The organism is Cohaesibacter haloalkalitolerans (assembly GCF_003574655.1).
Lineage (GTDB): Bacteria > Pseudomonadota > Alphaproteobacteria > Rhizobiales > Cohaesibacteraceae > Cohaesibacter > Cohaesibacter haloalkalitolerans.
Genome location: NZ_QNUM01000003.1, coordinates 527,000 through 542,771 on the forward strand (window position 1 = coordinate 527,000; position 15,772 = coordinate 542,771).

A 15,772-nucleotide genomic window follows, 5' to 3' on the forward strand; every position below is an offset into this window, starting at 1 on the left:
CTGGTCTTTTACGGGGAAGAAAAAAGACAGCGAGGGGAGAGTGACCGGTGGCTATAAAGGTGGAACGCGAGTCCATCTGGCTCGATTTCCCCGGCACTGCAAGAGAGGAAATCATCCAGAACATCTGCTTCAAGCTGAAAGACATCGGCAAGACAGATGATCCGTCTGGGCTCTATCATGACATTATGGAACGTGAAGGCCTGGTCAGCACATTTGCCGGCCACGATACCGCTATTCCGCACGTCGTCACGAACCATATCAACAGCCCTGCGCTTTGCTTCATTCGGGTGGCCGACCCGGACCTCACCTGGCACGGCAACAGCGAAAACGTGACCTTCGTCGTTTTCAGCGCTGTCCCCAAAGGTGAGGCCGCAGCAACCATCCGGGCTGAACAGAGCCAGATATTCGGCGCACTCGCGCTTTTGATCCGCACGCCCGACGTGACATCCGTCTGGAAGGTCGCCGAAGACGCCGAGGTCATTCAGAAGAGTTTGAATTTCACGCTTTCCTAAATTGTTCAAAGCTTCTCTAGGGAGGAATTAATGCGAGAGAACAATCTTAAAACGGGCGTCCAGTCCCTGGGACGGACCCTCAGTGCGATGGTGATGCCAAACATTGGCGCCTTCATAGCCTGGGGTTTCATCACCGCCCTTTTCATCCCGACAGGTTGGTGGCCCAATGAGAGCCTTGCCGCTCTCGTCGGACCGATGATCAAATACCTGTTGCCCCTGCTGATCGGCTATACCGGCGGCAAGATGATTCACAAGGACCGCGGCGCCGTCGCTGGTGCAATCACGACCATGGGTGTGATTGTCAGTGCCGACATCCCGATGTTCCTTGGTGCCATGATTGCAGGCCCGCTCGGCGCTGTTGCAATCCGGGAGTTTGACAAACGCATTCATCACCGCATCAAGCCGGGCTTTGAAATGCTGGTCAACAACTTCTCCCTCGGCATCATCGCCATGATCACCGCGATCATCGGCTATCTTGTCATGGGCCCGCTGGTTGCCGTTCTGACCAAGGCTCTTGGCTCGGGTGTGGGCTGGATCGTTGAACAGGGCCTGCTGCCGCTGGTTTCCATCATCGTTGAGCCGGCCAAGATCCTGTTCCTCAACAACGCGATCAACCATGGCGTCTTCACGCCGCTTGGTGCCCAGCAGTCGTCCGAATTCGGCAAGTCCATCTACTATCTGATCGAAACCAACCCCGGACCGGGTCTTGGCGTTCTGCTTGCCTACATGCTGGTTGGCAAGGGCGCAGCCCAGAAATCCGCCTATGGTGCCTCCATCATTCACTTCTTGGGTGGTATCCATGAGATCTACTTCCCATATGTACTGATGAAACCGCGCCTGATCATCGCAGTCATCGGCGGTGGCATGGCTGGTCTCGCTTTCAACATGATCATGGGCAACGGCCTTGTAGGTCCTCCTTCGCCGGGATCCATCTTCGCTGAAATCCTTATGTCCACCAAGGGCATGGGTGTAGTCCTGACCCTGGCATCCATCGCGGTTGCCGCAGCCGTCTCCTTCGCGATCAGTGCTTTCATCATTCGTGGCAGCATGGAAGGCGAGGACGACCTTGAAGCAGCCAAGGAACGGGTTGCCGCCAACAAGGCCGAAGCAAAGGGAATGGCAGCTCCGGTTGCCGATCAGGCTGGCGCTTATGAAAATGTCAAACGCATCATCGTGGCATGCGACGCTGGCATGGGCTCCTCTGCAATGGGCGCCTCGGTCCTGCGCAACAAGGTCAAGGAAGCCAAACTCGACATTGAAGTCACCAATCTGGCGATCAATGATCTTGATGAGGCAGACATTGTCATCACCCAGAGAGAGCTGACGGCTCGGGCGCAACAGAAACTGCCGTCCGCCCTTCACTTGAGCATTGGCAACTTCATGGACAGTGCTTTCTACGATGATCTGGTGAAAAAGCTGGTCTAGTCACACCTAGCGACCAATGAGGGAAACCCATGTTTTCTAGACTAACCAAACGTTTCGGCCTTCCTGCGAAGGCCGAAACGGAGACCACGCCAGCTCCGGAGCCGACCACCGCGTCGGCAACGGGGCAGGCCTCCGCAGAGCAAACTGCCAGTTCTTTCAAAATCGAGGCCGACGCCATTCTGATCGATCAGAAGGTGGAAAGCCGCAAGGATGCACTGGCACTCATCGCCGCCAAGATGCTGGAGAAGGGCTACGTCTCTTCCGACTATCTGGAGGCGCTGGAAGCTCGCGAGCGGGCCGTCAGCACCTATTTGACGAATGGCATTGCCATTCCACATGGGGTCAATGAAGCCAAATCTCTGGTCGCCAAGACCGGGGTGGTCATTATCCAGATCCCTGAAGGGGTGGTCTGGAATGACAAGGGCGACAGGGTGTTTCTGGCGGTCGGCATCGCAGCGGCAGGAAATGAACATAACGAAGTCCTGCAAAAGCTGACCGGCGTCGTCATGGATGAAGCGCTGGCCACCCATCTGGGAACCGAAGCTGACGCAGGCGCCATCGCCGAGGCATTGGGGCACTCCCTGCCGACCAAGTCGACCGAGGCACTGGTAACCGAATTTGACGCCAGCACCGGCTGTGTGATTGTCGATGCAGCGGGTCTGCATGCGCGCCCGGCAACAATCCTGGTGCAAATGGCAGAAGAGTTTGCCGGCACCGACATCTGGCTGACCAACGGCGAGCTGCAGGCCAAGATGGATTCCATGACCCGACTGCTTTCCCTCGGCATTGTCCATGGCGACAGCATCAAGGTTTCGGCTACGGGTCCGAGGGCACAAGAAGCCGTCGACCAGATCGCCGCCGCCATCACCAAGGGTCTCGACCCTGTCGAAGGCTCCGGCGCGACAAACAACGACTATCAGCCGCTTGACGAGCTGCTTGAACTCACCAATCCGCAAGGCCGTGCCCTGCTCAAGGGCATTCCCGCCTCTCCGGGCATAGCGCTGGCTGACGCCTTCATTCTCGACAGCGCAACTGAATTCCACATTGGCAAAGAGGGCGCAGGCTCAGCCCACGAGCGCGGACTGCTTGACGCCGCCCTGCAACAGGCGCACGAGCAGTTGCTCGCCGTGAAGGACGACGTTGCGGCGCGGTCCCCCGCCGAAGCCGTCATCTTTCAGGCTCAGGCCGAGTTGCTCAGGGACACCAACATCCTCACGGAAGCGCAGAAGCATCTGGACGATGGCGCCAGCGCCGCATGGGCCTGGCAACAGACCATCGACCGCGAAGCCGGCATCATGGAAGACAGCGCTGCCGAACGCATTCGCGCCCGTGCCGCAGACTTGCGTGACGTGGGCCGACGGGTGATTGCCATCCTGCAGGGGGGGCAGACAGAACTGACATGGCCAGACCGTCCCTTCGTGCTGATCTCCAAGGAATTGACCCCGTCCCAGACGGCAGAGCTGAGCAAGAAGCCGGTTCGTGCCATTTGCACCGAGCTTGGCGGGGCAACAAGTCACATGGCCATTCTGGCCCGCGCGCTCGGCCTTCCGGCTCTGGTCGGGATCGGCAGCGCGCTGCTTACAACGGTCAAGGCTGGTGAAGCCGTTGCCGTTGCGCCTCAGAGCGACCTTCTGATCCTCTCCCCGGATGCCGAAACCATCCGGCAGGTGGAAGACTGCATCCATCAGTGGCATCGGGTGCAGGAACGTGAATTTGCAAGCAAGGACGAGCCCGCCATCACGCGCGATGGGGCCGAAATCGAGGTGGTCTGCAATATTTCCTCGGCGGCAGATGCGGACAAGGTATCGCAACATGGTGGCTCCGGCGTCGGGCTTCTGCGGACGGAATTTCTCTTCGAAACAGCCACGGCAGAACCCGACGTCGAAACTCAGGCTGCGGAACTGGCAAAAATCGCCAGATCGATCGGCACTCAGACGCTGATCGTGCGCACTTCCGACATCGGCGGCGACAAGCCGGTCAGCTGGCTCAAGCAGCCCAAGGAAGACAATCCCTTCCTCGGCGTGCGCGGCATTCGTCTGTCGCTGCGTCATACGGATATCTTCAAGCGCCAGCTTGAAGCCATCTATCGGGTGGCCAAGGCACAGGCGGATGAGTTGGGCACGACTGGCATTCACATCATGTTCCCGATGATCAGTGCCCTTCACGAGTTCCAGCAGGCCAAGGCTCTTGCCGAAGAGGTTCGGCAGATCGTGGGTGCACCGGAGCTGCCGCTTGGCATGATGATCGAGGTGCCATCTGCCGCCCTGCTGGCCGAGCATTTTGCCAAAGAGGCTGATTTCTTCTCGATCGGCACCAATGACCTGACGCAGTATACGCTGGCAATGGATCGCATGAACCCCGATCTTATGATGCCGCAGGACAACTACAGCCCCGCCCTGCTGCACATGATCGCCATGACAACCAAGGCTGCCAACGCAGCAGGCAAATGGGTCGGCGTCTGCGGCAACCTTGTCGCAGAACCGGACTTTGCAAAAATCCTCATAGGCCTCGGCGTCAAGGAACTCTCGGTCAGCCCGGTGAACGTTCCTGCCCTCAAGGAACTGGTACGATCGGTTGATCGTTCCCAGCTCGAGAGCCTCGTTCAGAAGGCCCTTCAGGCAGGCACGCCCGAAGAGGTCAAGACAATCATTCGCGATACGGATCAATGACCGGAAACGGCCAAAACGGTACAAAGGAGTTTGGTGATGACAAACCACAGTGAGTACAAACAAGTAAACACTCCGAACTGGACCTGGAACATGTATGGCCCTGGCCTTGATAACATCGGCAAGGATGGCCACCCGGAGTCAATCAACGTCCCCACCCCGAATGACGATCAGCTGCTGGTCCGCGTCGATGGGGTCGGCCTGTGTTTTTCGGATGTGAAACTGATCAAGCAGGGCGGCAGCCACCCCAAGCTCTATAACCGCGACCTGAAGAAGGAACCGGGCCGTCTGGGACATGAAGCCGTGCTGACCATTCTGGAAGTGGGCGACAAGCTGCAGGACCAGTTCTCAGCTGGCGAGCGCTATGCCGTGCAGCCCGACATCTATCAGAATGGCATGAGCACCGCCTATGGCTATACCATTCCGGGCGGTCTCATCCAGTATCACCTGATCGGCAAGGAAATGATGGAAACCGACCACGGGGTCTGTCTGCTCAAGGTGCCGGAAACCATGGGCATCGCCGAAGCGGCCCTGCTGGAACCATGGGGTTGCGTCTGGGCCTCCTACACCCAGCGTCGTCGGCTCGATCCCAAGGAAGGTGGCACTCTCTGGCTTATCGGTCAGCCCTCGCTTGAAAGAACCTACCAGTTCTCCAAGGGCCTTGACGCCGCAGGCACCATCATCCTGACCGACGCCCCTGCCGAGATCAAGGCGCTGGCCGAGAAGACCGGCAAGACCGTCGTCGAGCGCAATGGTCTCACCGTGGCCGACTATGATGCGCTTGCCAAGGAGTTCACCGATGGCAAGGGCTTCGACGACATCGTATTGCTGGAGCCGAAATCGGCCGAGCAGGTCACCGAAGTGGCCCGCCTGATTGCCCGTCGCGGCACGCTCAACATGGTCGGCACCAGCAAGCTGGACGGTCCGGTCAACACCGACGTCGGTCGCCTGCACTATGACTATATCGCCTTCATCGGCAACAACGGCACCGACATCAGCGACTCCTACGGCGAAGCCCGCAACCGCTGCGACCTGCACAAGGGTGGCACGGCCGTGTTTGTCGGCGCCGGTGGCCCGATGGGTCAGATGCATGTCCAGCGGGCCATTGAAATGGTCAACGGCCCGAAACGGGTCATCGTCACGGACATCAATGACGAGCGCCTCGAAGAAGTCACCTCTCGCCTCAAGCCCCTCACCGAGGCCAATGGTCGCGAACTGCTCTCCTTCAACCCGATGACCTCCGACATCGCCCTCACCGACTATGTCATGCAACTGACCGACGGTGCTGGCGCGGACGACATCGTGGTCTGCGTTCCAAACGGTCAGATCATGGAGGATTCGGCCAAGATGAGCGCGCCGGACGGCATGCTGGTGTTCTTCGCCGGTGTCCCCAATGGCACTCTGGCCAAGATCGATCTCAGTTCAGTCTATCTCAACAACATGCAGCTTACCGGTACCTCTGGCCTGACGATCCACGACCAGACCATGGTCATGGAAAACACCCTTGCTGGCAATCTGGCTCCGGCTGTTTGCGTTGCAGCGATCGGCGGCATGAATGTTGCCCGCGACGGCATCGAGGCCATGATGGACAGCAAATATCCGGGCAAGATCGTGATCTTCCCGCAGATCATGGATCTGCCGCTGATGGGGCTTGATGAGTTGCAGGAAAAACTGCCTGACGTCGCCAAGCATCTCGGTTCCGGCAATGTCTGGACCAAGGAAGCCGAAAAGGCGCTGCTGAAGCACTTCGAGGCTGCGTAATGATCTACACGCTCACCCTGAACCCGGCGGTCGATCTGGAATTGACCGCCAGTTCCTTGCGGTTCAACGAGGTCAACCGCGCCACCGACAGTCGCAAGGACTGTGGTGGCAAGGGCCTCAATGTGTCCCGAATGCTGAAGAATCTCGGATTCGTCAGCACTGCCATGGGCTTTACCGGCGGCAAGAGCGGGGAATGGATCAAGGCGCAGATGGATTCGCTCGGCATCGCTGTCGACTTCACGCCGATTGCCGGGGAAACCCGCACCAACGTGAGCTTCGTTGCAGCCGACGAGGGTAACCACATCAAGGTCAACGACCCCGGTCCGTCGGTGTCGCAAGGCGAGTTCGACGCCCTTCTCGATCGCGTCAGGGAAAAGGCCGCTGCCGGTGACTGGTGGGTATTGGCCGGCAGCCTGCCACAAGGTGTCAGCAAGGATGCCTATGGCCGTCTGGTCGAAATCATCCAGAGTGCCGGGGGCCATGTTCTGCTCGATACCAGTGGCGAAGCCTTGCGCCTTGCTGCTGCGGCAGAGCCAACGCTGGTCAAACCCAATCTGGAAGAGGCACAGGAAATCCTCGGCGATGCCACCCTGCCCGCTTCGGCCTGCATTGAACAAATCTGCAGCCTCGGCCCGAAACAGGTGGTCATCTCGCTCGGCAAGGACGGCGTTGCCTTCTCGGCCGATGGAGGAGCCGCGACCATTTCCAGCCCGAAGATCGTCGAGAAGAACCCAACCGGCGCAGGAGATTCCCTTGTGGCCGGACTGGTCTTCAGCCTCAATCGCGGCGACAGTCTGGCGGACGCAGTCCGGTTCGGTGCAGCCTGTGGCGCCGCAACAGCCTCCCTGCCGGGCACGGAACTGGGCAGTCTGCAACAGGTGAACGATCTGCTTGCAACAATGCAATAAGTCGATTTTCGCTGGACAGCGGAGTGTCAGGGCTCGCGACGTGGTTTCATCCCGTTGCGAGCCCTGATTTTTTTGAAAACCACAACGGGTGCCTGTCCAAAGCCAGACCTGCAGGGCTGCGGGCTTTGCTACAGACCGGGCGTCAGGGATCTGGGCTCAAAATGAAGGGCTCGCTGGCCGACAGTTTGAACACATGCGCCAGCCGTTCGATCTCGTGTGGTTCAAGGCGCCCCGTCCCGAGCCTGATATGCCCGGTTTCATGCATCGAGAAGCGTGACCCCGGCAGCGCCGCGATATCGTGGGCGGCCAGGGTGATCAGGGCGAAGGTTTCCGAATGCACGGGCGCCAGAAGGCACAGCCCCGCCCCGTCCGGAACATCGACCCCACGGTCCCGCAAATGCCGCGCCAGCAGATTGCGCCGGTCTCGATAGGTCCTGGTCGCCGTTGCAACAAGCCGTTGGGTCTCATCATCCTGCAGCAGCCACGAGACGGCAGCCTGCAAGATCCGGCTGGTCCAGGCGGCGCTGAAGGCCCGATAGGACTGGATCTGTTCCACCAGATATTCCGAGCCGGACAACACGGCCATGCGCAGGTCTGGGCCATAGGCCTTGGAGAAGGACCGGATGTGAATGGTCCGGTCCGGGAACCGGTCTCCCAGCGACTGGGGCGGTGCCAGCGAGATATCACCCAGCCCGTCATCCTCGATGATCAGCGCGTCACTCTTGGACAGGATGTCGCCCAATTCCTCCATGCGGTCGGGATGCAGAAACAGACCGGTGACAGCACTGATGCGCGGTTGCAGGATGAAGACTGAAGGGCTTTCCTTGAGTATGGCATGCAGCGACTGGGGGGTCGGCCCATGGTCGTCATTCTCGACCAGCAGGATCGAAACCCGCAAATCCTCGAGAATGTCAAGAATGCGCATCGGCACCGGAGCCTCGACCGCAACCACGGATCCGGGCGGCACCAGCGCATGCAGAGCCGTGTAGAGCGCATTGTAGCCGCCATTGGTCGCCAGCATCGAGGCTGCATGGTTCGGCCACAGCGGGCGCAACACCCGCTCCAGCTCTGGCAAGATCCGGACGCGCACATAGCTGTTGAGCCCCTCCGCATGGGTGCCATAGTCCAGCGCCTCGCCGAGCGGCGGCAACAGCTTCATGTCAGGCACGGCAACGGAAAGGTTGAGCGCAATGCGTTCAAAATGCCCCTGCGCCGAAACGCGGGACGGCCGCGGAGCAAAGCTCGATCCGGTCACAAAGGTACCATTGCGCCCGCGCCCGGTCAGGACGCGCAACCGCCGCAATTCCTTCCATGCCTGCGACAGCGTGCTGGGACTGATCTTCAGCTCATAGGCGAGATCACGCAGCGACGGCAGCCGGGCACCGACAGGCAACACCCCGTTGCGCACCAAAGTGGCAGTATCCCGAGCTATTCCGGTTGCGCTCCGGTCCTTCAGGTGACCTGCAAGTGTGTGTGAATCGATGTTTTGCATCAGTACATTCTTTTTAATGTTTAGGTGCATAATAACATTTGATGGAGACCGAATGAAGCCCTAATCCTAATACAAAGTGCTAATATGAGGGCTTCCAATGACACTAGAAATTCGGCTCGCCGTAAGAGACTGGGACTATATGTCCCCGCTGGCTTTGGGAGAGGTTTCGTCTCCCCGGCTGGATCTCAAACTGTTCCGCGTGGGCACATTGCCCGACAGTCTGAGCGACGACACGCCCTATAATGCGTTCGAAACCTCCTTCAGCCGCCATCTGTCGGCGGTCGAGGCAGGCAACCACAAGAACACGGCCATCCCGAACTTCCTGATGCGCGGCTTCCGTCATCAGTGCATCCTGACCCGCAAGGACAGCCGCCTGACCAGCATCGAGGATCTGCGCGGCAAGCGGATCGGCGTAACGGGATGGCGAGACTCCGGCAACGTCTGGACCCGCATGATCCTGCGCTCCAAGGGCATCAATACCGAGGACGCCTATTGGTACGCCGGACGCCTCACCGATGGCCACCCCATTCAGGACCGTCTCGACGGCTTCGGAATGCCCGGCCGCATCGAGGCCATGCCCGATGAAGAGCCAATGATGGACTCGCTGGCCAGAGGATGGCTGGACGTCGTCTTCACACCATTCATGCCCAAGGGCTTCTTTGAGGCATCGTCCCAGTTCCGCCAGCTGCTGCCGAATCTTTCGGCCAGTCAGGCAGATTATTTCCAAACCGTCGGTTATGTGCCGGGCATTCATGTCCTGACCATGAATTCGGCCCTTCTGGAAGAGCATCCATGGGCAGCTCAGGAACTGAGCGACCTGCTGGACCAATCCCGTGATGTCTGGATGCAGAAACGCATCCGCTATGCCGACACCACACCATTCTTCATGTCCGATCTGATCGAGACTGCTTCTCTGCTGCCCTCAACCTGGGGCGACAGCGGCATCGAGGCAAACCGGAAAATGATCAACGACTTCATTGATGAGATGCATGATCAGGCCATCCTCGGCCGTCGTCTCAACATTGATGAAGTATTCCCTGTCAAAAAATAGTAAAAACAACCAATCACCCAATAGAGGAATATTCCCATGAAAAAGACGTCCCTTCTTAGCGTGACCCTTCTTGCCGGCATGCTGTCTGTTTCCGCTCAGGCAGCCCAGACCATGAACAAGGACCTGCATGCAAAACTGCCAGCTTCCATTCAGGAATCCGGCAAGATGGTCGCAGTCAACAACGGCTCCTTCCCTCCGTATGAATTCGTGGAAGGCACCAAGCTGACCGGCGCCACGGCAGACCTGTCGCACGCAGTTGGTGAAATTCTTGGCGTTGAAATCACCCATGCATCGGTTGCCGGCCTCTCCGCAGTCCTCAGCGGTATAGCAGCAGACCGTTACCAGTTCGCCATGGGCCCCATCGGTGATTTCCCTAAACGCCGCACCTCCAACGACTTTGTCGACTGGGTGAACGAATTCGTGGTCTTCGCCGTGCAGAAAGGCAACCCGCAGAATATTGACGACCTGTCCACCGTCTGTGGCAAGCGCATTGCCGTGATGTCCGGCGGCTCCGCAGAACGCGTCATCATCGCCCAGTCCAAGAAATGCGAAGACGAAGGCAAGACCGCAATCGACATCAAGTCCTTCACCGACCAGCCTACCTCCATCATGGCCGTTCGTGCTGACCGTGCTGACGCCTTCTTCTCTTCCCAGGCTCCTCTGACCTATTTCGTGCAGACCTCCGAAGGTCAGCTCGAGCTGGCAGGCATCGGCAAGGCCAACGGCTTCCCGCGCCTGTTCCAGGGCGCTGTGGTACCAAAGGATTCCCCGCTCGGCCCGGTTCTTGAAGAAGCCCTCAAGATCCTCAAGGACAATGGCACCTATGAAGAGATCATGAAAAAATGGGGCCTCGAAAACAACATGATCGATGAAATCGGCATGAACCGCGGCGAGGCTCTGTAAAGATGAAGACTGCGCCCCTGCCTGAATTGCAAGACAGTCCGGAAGACTCCCTGCGCGATGTCGCTGGGGCGCATCTTCCTTTGCCAAAAAGCAAGATCATCCTCTGGGTGATCGTGCTGCTTTTTGGCTCCGACTTTGCATTGACCGTGGCCACGAACAAGAATTTCGGATGGCCTACGGTCGGACAGTATTTCTTCAATGAGACGGTGCTTCAGGGCCTCTGGGTCACCCTTTGGCTGGCCGTCGTCAGCATGCTGATCGGTGTGGTGCTCGGCTTGCCGATTGCCATTGGCCGCATGTCGAAGGATCCGTTGGCCCGCGGCCTGTCCAACGCCTATGTCTGGATCTTCCGCGGCACCCCGCTGCTGGTCCAGTTGATCATCTGGTACAACCTGTCTTTCCTGTTCCCCAAGATCGCGCTCAAGATCCCGTTCGGGCCCAGTCTGGTCCAGTGGGACGCCAATGCCCTGATCACGCCGATCACTGCCGCCATCATCGGCCTTGCCCTCAACGAGGCGGCCTACATGGCAGAGATCATTCGCGGCGGTCTGCTGTCTGTCCCGCGCGGCCAGCGGGAAACCGCCGAGGCTTTCGGCATGAAGCCGATGCGCGCCCTGTGGCGGATCATCATTCCGCAGGCCATGAAGACCATCGTGCCGCCAACCGGCAACCAGTTCATCAACATGATCAAGGCAACCTCTCTGGTGTCGGTGATCGCCATGGCCGATCTGCTCTATTCGGTCCAGTCGATCTACAACCGCACATTCGAGGTCATCCCCCTGCTGATGGTCGCCGTGCTCTGGTATCTGCTCATCACCTCGATCCTCAGCTACGCCCAGTCCCACATCGAGCGCTACTATTCACGCGGGGATTCGATGCATGCTGCCCGCAGCACATCGGATGACGCCAAGACAACAGAAGAGGACGCAAAATGACCAGCCCCATCTTGCGTGCACGCAACCTGCACAAGTCCTTCGGCAACAATGAAGTGCTCAAGGGCATCGATCTCGATGTTGCCCCGTCTGAAGTGGTCGCCATCCTTGGGCCGTCCGGGTCGGGAAAATCCACCTTCCTGCGCTGCATCAACCGGCTTGAACATATCGACAAGGGCTTCATCGAAGTCGATGGAGAACAGATCGGCTATCAGCTCAAAAACGGCAAGCTCGTCGCCCTGCCCAATGCCGCCATCGCCCGGCAACGGGGCAAGATGGGCATGGTTTTCCAGAGCTTCAACCTGTTCCCGCACATGACGGTTCTGCAGAATGTCATCGAGGCACCGGTCGGTGTGCATCGGGTCAACAAGGCCGAGGCCATCGAAACCGCTAGGGAACTGATCGCCAAGGTCGGGTTGTCGGAAAAGCTCAACGCCTATCCCGGCCAGCTCTCCGGCGGCCAGCAGCAGCGAGTGGCCATTGCGCGTGCTCTGGCCATCAAGCCGAAGATCCTGCTGTTTGATGAACCGACATCGGCGCTTGACCCGGAACTGGTCGGCGAAGTGCTGGCCACGATGCGTGATCTGGCCTCTCAGGGCCTCACGATGATCGTGGTGACCCATGAAATCGGCTTCGCCCGTGAGGCCGCGGATCGTGTTGTCTTCATGGATGGCGGCTATGTCATAGAACAGGGCAAGCCGGAGGATGTTCTGGTCAAGCCGCAACATGCCCGGACACAGGCATTCCTGTCACGTTTCATCTAGCGCGCATTCCGTTAAATCGACCTCGATTTAACGAAAAGAATTCGCGCCCGAACAAATAGTTAGAGCAAGTCAAGTGAATGCAAATGAACGCGACAAGCTCTGGCCTTGTCACGCGGCCCCGATAGTCAGCTTTAAAAGGAAGGTGCCTCAGGCATCTCGTTCCAATGAATAAACTCGCCACAATCGCCGATCTTGAACCGGCAAAAGACGAACTGATTGCCATCCGGCATCACTTGCATGCCCACCCGGAGCTTTCGGGAGAAGAGGAAAAGACTGCGGCCTTGGTCGCCGAAAAGCTCGAGGCATGGGGTTATGAAGTCTTCCGCAATGTCGGCGGCCACGGGGTCGTCGGGCGGCTGCGCGTCGGCGACGGCAATCGCTCCGTCGCCATCCGCGCCGACATGGATGCCCTGCCCATCACCGAGGAAACCGGGCTTGACTATTCCAGCACGGTTCCCGGTGTGATGCACGCCTGCGGCCATGATGGCCATACAACCATGCTGCTGGGCGCTGCACAGTATCTGGCGCGCACCCGCAACTTCTCAGGCACGCTCAATCTCGTGTTCCAGCCCTCGGAGGAATCCGCCAAGTCAAGCGGCGCGGTTGCCATGATGAAGGACGGCTTGTTCGAGCGTTTCCCCTGTGATGCAATCTTCGGACTGCACAATCATCCGGGCGCCCCGGCAGGCACCGTCCTGATGCGCCCCGGCCCCCTGATGGCAGCCTCCGATACGGTCTTTATCAAGATCAAGGGCAAGGGCGGCCATGCTTCCCGTCCCCATCTGTGCATCGACCCGATCGTCTGTGCCTCGGCCATCGTGATGGCCCTGCAGACCATCGTTTCCCGCAGCATTGATTCCACCCAGACTGCGGTGGTCACCGTGGGCACAATCAATGGCGGCACCGCTGCCAATGTCATCGCCCAGGAAGCCACCATGGAGCTGAGCGTGCGCTCCTTCTCCGCAGAGGTCCGGGCCAAGCTGAAGGAACGGATCAAGACCGTTGTCGAAACCCAGTGCGCCTGCTGGGGAGCCGAACCGACCATCGAGTTCGATGAAGGTCATCCGGTGGTCGACAATGCACCCGCCGAGACGGAATTTGCCAAGAAGGCCGTCGAGGAAATGATCGGGGAAGGCAAGGTCGAACTTTGCCATCTCATCCCCGGTAGCGAGGATTTCTCGCACTATCAGGAGCGCATGCCCGGCTGTTTCATCCGCCTTGGCAACGGCGAAAACTCCGCCATGCTGCACAATCCCGCCTACGACTTCAACGATGACAGCCTGACCACAGGCGCAGCCATGTGGGCAAGATTGGCAGAACGCTATCTGAGCTGACCAACAACCAGCAGCCTGATAAGAACAGTCCCCTAAGCCTGCGGCCGCCATGCCGCAGGCTTTTTTTTATGCGCCCTGCGCACTGTCCATCTTCACCGTCCGCCCCATTCCCGCAGTGTCTCACTTTGCGGCAAGCCCGTCCCCTGAGGCCGGACAAAGCCAATCAGAACCCCTCCCTCGTTATCTGGAATCAATCCGTCGGCGCAACAACGGAAAGAAAACCCACAGGGCCATTTCAGCCCTGTCATTTGAAAATATTCACTTTCTGGTCATGTTTGTGAAAATTTGTATTTTACATGTCGACAATAAATATTTTTTAGCCTACGGTTTTCCCGTAAGTATTCCCCCTGAACCCACCACCGTTCGGGACTCTCACCCTTCCAGAAAGCGGGCACCCAAGATCCGCTAACCACAGGAGAACATTGTCTTGTTCAAACAGCTTAAAGCTCTGGGGCTTGCCGCCTCTTTGTTTGTGGCAGCGGGACCTTCGCTGGCACAGGAAGTGACCTGGCAAATCCCAACGTCAGTCCCCGAAGGCTCTCCCTTCTACGTCAACTTTCTTGAACGCTTCGCGAGCAACGTGAAGCTTTTGACCAGCGGCCGCGTTGAAATCGAACCGTTCGGTGCTGGCGTCCTTGTCCCTGCCCTTCAGGTTTATGATGGCGTCAAGGACGGAATCATCAAGGCGGGCCACTCCACCCCGAGCTATCGGGTCAATCAGGATCCGATCAACGCCATTTTCGCTGGCTTCCCGGGCGGCATGGGGCCGGAAGCCTACATCACCTGGATCTATGAAGACGGCGGCAAGGAAGCCCTCTACGATCTGCGTGCCAAGGAAGGTTTCAAGAGCCTGATCGTCGGCATCGGCTCGTCCGAAATCATGGCCCATTCCAACGTGCCTATCCATAAAGCCGAGGACCTCAAGGGCCTCAAATACCGCACCTCCGGCCCGTGGGCCGAGGTGATGAAAGAATATTTCGGCGCAGTTCCGACCGTTGTCCCGCCGGGAGAAATCTACACCCTGCTGCAGCGCAAGGGCGTTGACCTGATCGAATGGGGACCTCCGTCTGCAAACCTGCCTGAAGCCTTCCACGAAGCGGCCAAATACATCATCGTTCCAGGCGTCCATCAGCCGACCTTCCTGTGGGAAGTGGTGCTGAAGCAGGAAACCTGGGATGCCGTTGCCGACGACCTGAAGCCGCTGATCGAAAAGGCAGCCGAAATGACGACCATGGAAGGTCTCATCCATTTCTACAGCCAGGATATCAAGGCGCTGGACACCTACCGCTCCGGCAAGAATGAGATCATCACCCTTGATGCCGATTTCATCCAGCAGCTTTCCGACGCCGGCAAGGACTGGATCACCAAGAAGGCAGCCTCCGAGAAAGAGGCAGGCAAGCCGGAAATGGCCGCATTGCTTGAAAAATACAATGCGTTTGAAAAGAACTGGTCTGCCGAAAGCAGCTACCTGATCCGCAATCAGGACTAACAACAGGGAGGCGGCACGATGAGTGGTTTGTTCAAGACAGTTGATCTGTTCTCAAAATTCCTGTCACGCATCGCAGAGATCGTGACACTCTGTCTGGTCGCCTCCATGATCTACGAGGTGGTGGCGCGTTATGTCTTCAACGCGCCAACACTCTGGGCCTTCGATATTTCCTACATGTGCACCGGCACGCTGTTTGTGCTGGGTGCGGCATGGGCGCTGCATGAGGATGCCCATGTGCGCATCGATTTTCTGGCCCAGAAAATGCCCCCGCGCCTGCGTTCGCTGATCGAGGCGGTGGTCTTTGTCTTTCTTCTCACGCCGATCTATGGCGGGCTTGCATGGTTCGGCATCCGGCGCGCCTGGCGTGCCTTTGTCACCAACGAGGTGGAAATGGTCAGCCCCTGGGCGCCCCTCGTCTGGCCCTTCTATTCCCTGCTTGCCCTTGGTCTGGTGGCGCTGACGCTGCAACTTGCCGTGCAAGGCTTGCGCGCTTTCGCCCGGACCGGAAATGACAGCTTCCAGCTGAAGGTTTAAC

Annotated in this window: 13 protein-coding genes; 12 read left to right on the top strand and 1 reads right to left on the bottom strand. The window is 58.6% G+C overall.

The window, feature by feature from the left end; all coding sequences use genetic code 11:
* Window positions 1-47 precede the first annotated feature (47 nt).
* Genes DSL70_RS09900 through pfkB form a run of 5 tightly spaced genes read left to right on the top strand, consistent with a single transcriptional unit; the run spans window position 48 to window position 7,272 of the window.
* On the top strand, window positions 48-512 hold the full coding sequence (locus tag DSL70_RS09900; RefSeq protein ID WP_119307727.1) for a PTS sugar transporter subunit IIA: 465 nt from the start codon (window positions 48-50) through the stop codon (window positions 510-512).
* A gap of 30 nt (window positions 513-542) precedes the next feature.
* Window positions 543-1,937, top strand: coding sequence for a PTS mannitol transporter subunit IIBC (locus DSL70_RS09905; protein WP_119307728.1), 1,395 nt, complete (start codon window positions 543-545; stop codon window positions 1,935-1,937).
* A gap of 29 nt (window positions 1,938-1,966) precedes the next feature.
* Window positions 1,967-4,606: a phosphoenolpyruvate--protein phosphotransferase gene (gene ptsP / locus DSL70_RS09910; RefSeq protein ID WP_119307729.1), complete on the top strand. Its 2,640-nt coding sequence runs from the start codon at window positions 1,967-1,969 to the stop codon at window positions 4,604-4,606.
* 36 nt (window positions 4,607-4,642) lie between these two features.
* Window positions 4,643-6,364 carry a zinc-binding dehydrogenase gene (locus DSL70_RS09915; protein ID WP_119307730.1) on the top strand — a complete coding sequence of 574 codons (1,722 nt, stop codon included), beginning with the start codon at window positions 4,643-4,645 and terminating at the stop codon, window positions 6,362-6,364.
* Window positions 6,364-7,272, top strand: a complete 909-nt coding sequence (gene pfkB / locus DSL70_RS09920; RefSeq protein WP_119307731.1) for a 1-phosphofructokinase — start codon at window positions 6,364-6,366, stop codon at window positions 7,270-7,272. The genes DSL70_RS09915 and pfkB overlap by 1 nt, the downstream gene beginning before the upstream one ends.
* 142 nt (window positions 7,273-7,414) lie before the next feature.
* On the opposite strand, the gene DSL70_RS09925 is transcribed toward pfkB, so the two are convergent.
* Entirely contained in the window at window positions 7,415-8,764 is a 1,350-nt protein-coding gene (locus tag DSL70_RS09925) for an aminotransferase-like domain-containing protein (RefSeq protein WP_119307914.1), read from the bottom strand.
* 97 nt (window positions 8,765-8,861) lie between these two features.
* Between DSL70_RS09925 and DSL70_RS09930 the strand changes: the two genes are divergently transcribed.
* From DSL70_RS09930 to DSL70_RS09960, 7 genes are all read left to right on the top strand, one after another.
* Complete coding sequence (locus DSL70_RS09930) at window positions 8,862-9,815, top strand: substrate-binding domain-containing protein (protein ID WP_119307732.1); 954 nt, start codon at window positions 8,862-8,864, stop codon at window positions 9,813-9,815.
* Between the two features lie 36 nt (window positions 9,816-9,851).
* Entirely contained in the window at window positions 9,852-10,718 is an 867-nt protein-coding gene (locus DSL70_RS09935) for an ABC transporter substrate-binding protein (RefSeq protein ID WP_205563212.1), read from the top strand.
* Between the two features lie 2 nt (window positions 10,719-10,720).
* Window positions 10,721-11,653 (top strand): amino acid ABC transporter permease, encoded by a 933-nt coding sequence (locus DSL70_RS09940; protein WP_119307734.1) that lies wholly within the window; start codon window positions 10,721-10,723, stop codon window positions 11,651-11,653.
* Window positions 11,650-12,414, top strand: coding sequence for an amino acid ABC transporter ATP-binding protein (locus DSL70_RS09945; protein WP_119307735.1), 765 nt, complete (start codon window positions 11,650-11,652; stop codon window positions 12,412-12,414). The genes DSL70_RS09940 and DSL70_RS09945 overlap by 4 nt, the downstream gene beginning before the upstream one ends.
* Window positions 12,415-12,578: 164 nt before the next feature.
* Window positions 12,579-13,748, top strand: a complete 1,170-nt coding sequence (locus tag DSL70_RS09950; RefSeq protein ID WP_119307736.1) for a M20 metallopeptidase family protein — start codon at window positions 12,579-12,581, stop codon at window positions 13,746-13,748.
* 427 nt (window positions 13,749-14,175) lie between these two features.
* On the top strand, window positions 14,176-15,237 hold the full coding sequence (dctP, locus tag DSL70_RS09955) for a TRAP transporter substrate-binding protein DctP (RefSeq protein ID WP_119307737.1): 1,062 nt from the start codon (window positions 14,176-14,178) through the stop codon (window positions 15,235-15,237).
* Between the two features lie 18 nt (window positions 15,238-15,255).
* Window positions 15,256-15,771, top strand: coding sequence for a TRAP transporter small permease subunit (locus DSL70_RS09960; RefSeq protein WP_119307738.1), 516 nt, complete (start codon window positions 15,256-15,258; stop codon window positions 15,769-15,771).
* Window position 15,772 lies beyond the last annotated feature (1 nt).